A 7,227-nucleotide genomic window follows, 5' to 3' on the forward strand; every position below is an offset into this window, starting at 1 on the left:
ATAAAAACAAAAATTCCTCTATAATAATATTATAAATAATATATTTGGATATATATACTTATGAATGCTTTTTTCATAGATTAAAAGGATCAGGAGGTATTATATTGAAGTATAAAAATATAGAAGAAGCCATATTCGTAAATAGACCAAATCGTTTCATAGCCAATGTAATAATAGATGGACAATTGGAAAAGGTTCATGTAAAAAACACCGGTAGATGTAAAGAAATACTAAGGGAGGGAACTAAGGTATATTTAGAAAAATCCAATAACCCTAATCGAAAAACTAAATATTCATTGATATCAGCCTATAAAGATGATTTACTCATAAATATCGATTCCCAGGTTCCCAATAATGTAGTTTATTCTGCCATCAATTCCAACAGAATTGATGAATTAATGGATGTTAATCTACTGAAAAAAGAAGTAACCTATGGAGATTCCAGGTTTGATTTATACTATGAAAAGGGAGAAGAAAAAGGTTTTATAGAAGTAAAAGGGGTTACTTTGGAAACAGATGGCCTTTCCTTATTCCCTGATGCACCTACTGAAAGAGGCACCAAACATATAAATGGAATAATAGATTCCTTAAAAGAAGGATATAAATCCTATATGTTTTTTCTAATTCAAATGCCAGGAATAAAATATTTTAAAGCCAATGAAAAGATGGACAGTAAATTTGCCAATGCTCTTTTACAGGCTAAGGAAGAAGGAGTCCAAATATTGGCCTATAACTCCATTATTACCAAAGATGAAATAAATTTGAATGAAAAAGTTCAAGTGCTAATTTAGTTTAATCATATTGGATATAACTGGCCATATCTCTTCCGTTTCAAAACCTTTTCTCCAAGATGCTATTCCTGCTAGATTATATTTGTTTACTAAAGATGATTTTAGTTCAATGGAATTAGCATCTTCTAACCATATCTTATAGACTATTCCCTCTTTAGTGGTTTCCCCAAAATATTGGCCACTTTCCTCATCCCATTCCAATTCTATTTGATTTTCCTCAATAAATTGATTTGCTATTTCCATAGATAAAGCTTGAGAAGATATTTTTGCCTCCCCATCTATTTCCTCTAATTTCCATAACCTAGTATAAAAGGGTACAGCCAATACCAATTTTTCATTAGGTACCTCTTCTAGTACTCCTTGGATACCCTTTTCCACCCAAGTATATTGAGCTACAGAACCCGCCACAGGACTAGTTGCCCAATGTTGGTCATAGGCCATTAATATTAGATAATCTATAGTTTCAGACAATCTTCTTCTGTCAAAACTTAAAGACCAATTTTCTGATGTCGAAATAGGAGAAATATCCATAGAAACAATCATACCCCTCTCTTTAAAAACTGGGTATAATTCCCTAACAAACTGGGTCAATAAATCCTTGTCCTTTAAATAAACATTTTCAAAATCTAAATTGAGGCCATCTACATTATAATCTTTATATATATTAAATATCTTTTCAATCAACTTTTCTCTGGATTTGCTACTTGCTAATAGTTCATAGGTAATATCTGGGTCAAAACTATTGTCTAATAAAGGCCATATTTCATAGCCTAAAGATTTATATTTACTAACGTATTCATAATTACCCTTATCAAATATATTACCCTTTTCATCAGTAATGGAAAACCAAGTAGGAGAGACTACATTTATCCCATAGATGGGTTCTATTCCCTCAGCAGATACCATTTTCCCATGGGTATAGTCCCAGGTTAAACTTATCCTATCCTTATTTTTAATCTCCTTTTCCACAGGTTCATCTTCAACTTTATAGATATCCCTAGCAAGATTTATTTTTAGATATTTCTTTTCCATATAGCCAATAATACCATCAATAGTACTTACCTTATACCAATTTTCATATTCTTCGAAAACTGCCACTACTGTACCTACAGGAAGGTCTTTTAAAACCATAGGAGATTTTTTATCAAAATTAACCCTAATATCTCCACCTTCCATAATTACTTCCCCTTGGACATATTTAGAATTAGGCTTGTCCATAATAACAGCATTGGTATCTTCAAAATAATCCATATCCAAGTCATAAAGAAGGTTTAGGATTTCGTCTGGAATATAGATCTTATCTTCTATTCTTTTAATTGGATAATTGATAAAAAACTCCTTATGATTTGTAGTCCCTTTTTTCTCCTCTACTTTAAATCTAGATACCCTTTCTTTGTCAGTAAAAATTACCATTTCCTCTTCTATATCATAAAACAAATTAGAATCTATATTTTCTTTCAAAATATCAAAGGAAATATAGATATTATCTTCCTCTAAAATTACTGGATTATCTTCAATAAATAGCTTGTCTCCAATAACCAAATATATATCATCGGAAATGGATATAACGTCCTCATTCTCTCTGCTTTTATTTAAGAAATAAGCTGAAGAACCAATTATTATCAATATCAATAAAGTAATAATAATTCCTTTTTTCATCTAATTCCTCCCTATTTTTTAGCTTAATTTTTTTATTTTATTTTTTCATAGGTTACTTTACACTATCTCCATTTATTTGCCATTAGATGAAATAATTATAACATAATAATATAGTATAAAATAGTGTCTTGGAGTTGATTCTTATTAATTAGGTATCATTTATGAGTAAATCTGTTATGATATTATAGCGAAATAAATAGACCGAGAAATATTTCTCGATCTATTTTTACTATCTATCTACTTTCATCTTTTTAGCCATAGGGTCGGATAAGATTTCATATCCACCCATGGCAGAAATTGTAATTATCATTGCATTAATTATTTTTAGTAGTATTCCTTGAAGCCCCTGACCATTATTGCCAAAGATAAAAATGAGTATTAGTGCAATTACAAAACTATAAAACCTAACAAAAGCATCTCCAAATTGTTTTTTAATAATGGATTTTGTAAACTGAACAATAAGGGAAGTCCCAGCAACTAAGCCAACAAAGGTAGTCAAAGCATCTGCGGACATTAATTCATTATACATATAACTTACCCCCTTAAATTGATTTATTATATATCTATTTCTATTGTATTCTTGGTGGATTTATAATTATGCATATAATAAAATGAAAATAATCCTAGAAAAATCAACACCTTAGAGGAGATCCCCTAAGGTGTTTTTATTCTATATGCTAATTTACTTCTATTGGGTAGGATTAGAATATATCCCCTACTATTTCATTCTCTGCAAATAGCCCTGTTCCTCCCCCTGTATGCCAAAATATTACATTGCTACCCTTTGGTACTTTTCCTTTATTAACTAAATCTATCAAACCTGACATACCTTTACCTGTATAAACAGGGTCTAATAATATTCCTTCTTCTTTAGCTATAAACTTAATAGCTTCTGAAGCAGCTTTAGTAGGGATTTCATATCCTTCTCCAACATAGTCCCCTAATAGATTTAAATCCTTTACGGAAACTAGTGGGTCAATACCTAATAGGTTTAAAGATTGATTTGCTAAATTGACAACCTTATCTTTATACTCATCAGATTTATGACTTACCAAAACCGAATATAATTCACAATGGGAATTTAAAGCCTTTATCCCAGCAATCAATCCAGCTAAAGTTCCCCCACTTCCACTGGCATGGAAAATATAATCTATATTGCCTATATTCTGTTCTTCTACCTGAAGCATAGCCTCCATAAATCCATGGATAAATCCTAATGCTCCCTCTCTTGAGGAACCTCCAATAGGAATATCATAATATTTTTTCCCATCTGAAACTAGTTGTTCTTTCCTTTTATCAGCTTCTTCTTGAGCCTTTTTATTCCCGTCTTCTTGAGTCATACCTCCTACTAAATCCGTAACATGAATTTCTGCACCCATTATCATGTCGAGAAGAAGGTTGCTTCTAAAGTCTCCCTCTTTAGGAGGAACTACTGCTACTAAGTATAATAGGGGGTGTAATCCACATTTTCTACAAGCTGTTACAGTCTGCATAGCATGGTTAGACTGAGTTGCCCCATAAGTGAAAATATATTCTGCACCTTTTTCCAATGCATCTCCTATTAAGTATTCTAGTTTCCTAATCTTATTTCCCCCAAAAACACTAGGACCCGTTAAATCATCCCTCTTTAAATAGAGATTTATGCCCAATTCCTTAGAAGCATTTTTTAAATAATACAATGGAGTTGGGAAAAACCCTAATTCTATTCTAGGTTGTTTGGATAACAACTCTTTTAACTGTTCATGGTTAACAGTATTCACCCTATATTCTCCTCTCTTTAACAAATAATTTTCTAATACAATTATTATATATTATCTATAGCTTCTTTAATATTATTTAATGCTTTTTCGATATTTTTTCTAGGACAAGCAATGTTCATCCTCATAAATCCGTTGCCCATATCCCCAAACCAATATCCATCATCAAATGCTACTCCTGCTTTATTAACCATAAGGTCATTTAATTCATTTATATCCATTCCTAAGTCCCTACAATCTAACCAAATCAAATAAGTTCCCTCTGGTTTAATAACCTTTATTTGTGGAATATTTTTGTCTATAAAATCTATTAGATAGTTTAAATTTCTTTCTAAATATTCCATAAGTTGATCCACATAATCTTCCCCATGTCTATAAGCTGCCTCTACAGCCACTAGAGCAAAAACATTGATATGGTATGTACGGTGTCTATTAAGTATTTCATTATATTGAATTAATAGCTTCTCATTGGGAATAACCACTGAAGAAGCTTGAAGGCCAGCAATATTGAAAGTCTTACTTGGAGCAATAGTAGTAATGGAATTTTGAGCAAATTTATCGGATATTGAAGCAAAAGAAGTATGCTTGTACCCTTTATAAATCAAATCACAGTGTATCTCATCAGCAACAACCATAACATCGTTTTCAATACAAATTTCACCTAATTTAGTCAATTCTTCTTTAGTCCAAACACGTCCAACAGGGTTATGAGGACTACAAAGGATAAGTAATTTTACCCTCGGGTCTTTAACCTTTTCTTCAAGGTCTTCATAATCCATAACATATTTATCACCTTCAAATTTCAAAGGATTCTCTACTATGGTACAACCATTATTTCTGATTACATCATAGAAAGGATAATAAACAGGAGTTTGAATAATAACTTGGTCTCCTAGATGGGTAAAAGCTCTAATTATTATAGTTAATCCGGCTACAACCCCTGGACTAAAAGATAGCCATTCTCTATCTATAGACCAGTTATGTCTTTTTTTATACCAGTTTATAATTGCCTCATCATATGAATCCGGTTTCCTAGTATAACCAAAAATCCCATGTTTAGCCCTTTCAATGATAGCATCCATAACTGGCTTAGGAGATTTAAAATCCATATCCGCTACCCACATTGGAATAACATCTTTATTACCAAATTTTTCTTCCACTCCATCCCATTTCATACAATTAGTATTTCTTCTTTCAACTACCTCATCAAAATTATACTTCATATTGTATTTTTCCTCCTTTTATTTATTAATGTAAATCTAAAAAATTGGTGTGGATCGTTAAATAATCTAGGGGATTTAATTGATTTGTCTGATAATTTAAATATAGCATATTATTCGACATTATTCAACATGTAGGCTAGCTGCGGAGATCTTGTCTACATTGAAATATAGATTAGTTCATACTTGACAATAAAAATATGCAGATATATCATAATATTTAGATTTACTAAACAATTTTAGGAGGGATAGATATGGATAATGAATCAATAGGAAAAAAGCTTCAAAGAGAATTGACTCACCAATGGAAAAATGTATGGGAAACGTTGGATAGTATTGAAGTAGAAAAAGTTTATGCAATTAATGAAGACTACAAAGATTTCTTAAATATAGGAAAAACAGAAAGGGAATCCGCTAAAGAAATAATAAGAATTGCCACTGAAAAAGGTTATACATCATTAGATGAAATAATAGAAAAAGGAATTAAACCTACTCCAGGGATGAAGATATATGTAAATAATAAGAATAAAGCTGTTGCATTGTTTGTATTAGGAAAAGAGAAACTTGAAAAAGGAATGCATATAATTGGTTCTCATCTAGATGCTCCAAGGCTAGACTTAAAACAATTCCCTCTCTATGAAGATTCAGAACTAGCCATGTTAAAAACCCATTATTATGGTGGAATAAAGAAATATCAATGGGTTACATTGCCCTTAGCTTTACATGGAGTTGTAGTAAAAGAAGATGGAGAAAAGATTGATATTATTATAGGTGAAGATGAAGAAGACCCAGTTTTCTTTATTACAGATTTGTTGCCTCATCTAGCTAAAGACCAAATGGAAAAGAAAATGAGTGAAGGTATTTCCGGTGAAGGCTTAAATGTATTAATTGGAAGTATCCCTTATAATGATAGTGAAATAAGTGAAAAGGTAAAATTAAATGTACTCAATATACTCAATGAAAAATATGGAATAAAAGAAGAAGACTTTACATCTGCAGAATTTGAAATTGTGCCTGCAGGAAAATCAAGAGATGTTGGTATAGACAGAAGCATGGTTGGAGCATATGGTCAAGACGATAGGGTTTGTGTCTTTACATCCCTTAAAGCCATATTAGATGTAGAAGTTCCAAACAGAACTGCCGTTGCACTATTTGTTGATAAAGAGGAAATAGGCAGTGTAGGTAATACTAGTATGGAATCAAAATTCTTTGAAAACACTATTTCAGAATTGATTAACCTTACAGAAGAAAATTATTCAGAACTTAAGGTTAAAAGAGCATTGGCTAATTCTTGGGTACTATCTGCTGATACATTAGCTGGTTTTGACCCTAATTATCCTGATGTATTAGATAAAAGAAACTCACCTTATATAGGTAAAGGCATTACTATAGTAAAATACACCGGTGTTAGAGGAAAAGGTGGCAGCAATGATGCTAACTCTGAATACCTAAGTAAGATTAGAAAAATATTTAATGACAACAATGTAGTATGGCAAATGGGTGAACTAGGAAAAGTTGACCAAGGCGGTGGAGGAACCATAGCTTATATCCTTGCAAACTATGGAATGGAAGTAGTAGACTGTGGAGTACCTCTACTAAGCGTACACGCTCCTTATGAAATAGCCAGTAAAGCGGATGTATATATGACCTACAAAGGCTATAACGCCTTTTATAAAGCATAATTACTATGGGGACGGATATTGGTAGTGTAAAATAATTTGTGCTTTTAGGAAATAAAATTCTCTTTTCTGGCAAGAATCTAAATAAGACCAAAACCAGAAAGGAGAATTTTTTATGGCA

6 protein-coding genes are annotated in these 7,227 nt (G+C 31.7%); 2 read left to right on the forward strand and 4 right to left on the reverse strand.

Annotation, left to right across the window (positions count from 1 at the left end; translation table 11 throughout):
* Nucleotides 1-104: 104 nt before the first annotated feature.
* Entirely contained in the window at nt 105-791 is a 687-nt protein-coding gene (sfsA, locus tag C3E90_RS10475) for a DNA/RNA nuclease SfsA (protein ID WP_236915617.1), read from the forward strand.
* Here sfsA and C3E90_RS10480 read toward each other — a convergent pair.
* The 4 genes from C3E90_RS10480 to C3E90_RS10495 all read right to left on the reverse strand — a co-directional run bounded on the left by C3E90_RS10480 (nt 783) and on the right by C3E90_RS10495 (nt 5,430).
* Complete coding sequence (locus tag C3E90_RS10480; protein WP_236915618.1) at nt 783-2,450, reverse strand: glycosyl hydrolase family 18 protein; 1,668 nt, start codon at nt 2,448-2,450, stop codon at nt 783-785. The two genes, sfsA and C3E90_RS10480, sit on opposite strands and share 9 nt — an antisense overlap.
* A gap of 229 nt (nt 2,451-2,679) precedes the next feature.
* Entirely contained in the window at nt 2,680-2,979 is a 300-nt protein-coding gene (locus C3E90_RS10485; protein WP_236915619.1) for a hypothetical protein, read from the reverse strand.
* 172 nt (nt 2,980-3,151) lie between these two features.
* Nucleotides 3,152-4,210 carry a D-cysteine desulfhydrase family protein gene (locus tag C3E90_RS10490; RefSeq protein ID WP_236915620.1) on the reverse strand — a complete coding sequence of 353 codons (1,059 nt, stop codon included), beginning with the start codon at nt 4,208-4,210 and terminating at the stop codon, nt 3,152-3,154.
* A 44-nt stretch (nt 4,211-4,254) separates the two neighbouring features.
* Nucleotides 4,255-5,430 carry a MalY/PatB family protein gene (locus tag C3E90_RS10495; RefSeq protein WP_236915621.1) on the reverse strand — a complete coding sequence of 392 codons (1,176 nt, stop codon included), beginning with the start codon at nt 5,428-5,430 and terminating at the stop codon, nt 4,255-4,257.
* A gap of 251 nt (nt 5,431-5,681) precedes the next feature.
* Here C3E90_RS10495 and C3E90_RS10500 point away from each other — a divergent pair, with 251 nt between their 5' ends.
* On the forward strand, nt 5,682-7,109 hold the full coding sequence (locus tag C3E90_RS10500; RefSeq protein WP_236915622.1) for an aminopeptidase: 1,428 nt from the start codon (nt 5,682-5,684) through the stop codon (nt 7,107-7,109).
* The last annotated feature ends 118 nt before the right edge of the window (nt 7,110-7,227 follow it).

The organism is Clostridium sp. Cult2 (assembly GCF_021655075.1).
In the GTDB taxonomy this organism is placed as follows: Bacteria; Bacillota; Clostridia; order Tissierellales; family Tepidimicrobiaceae; genus Schnuerera.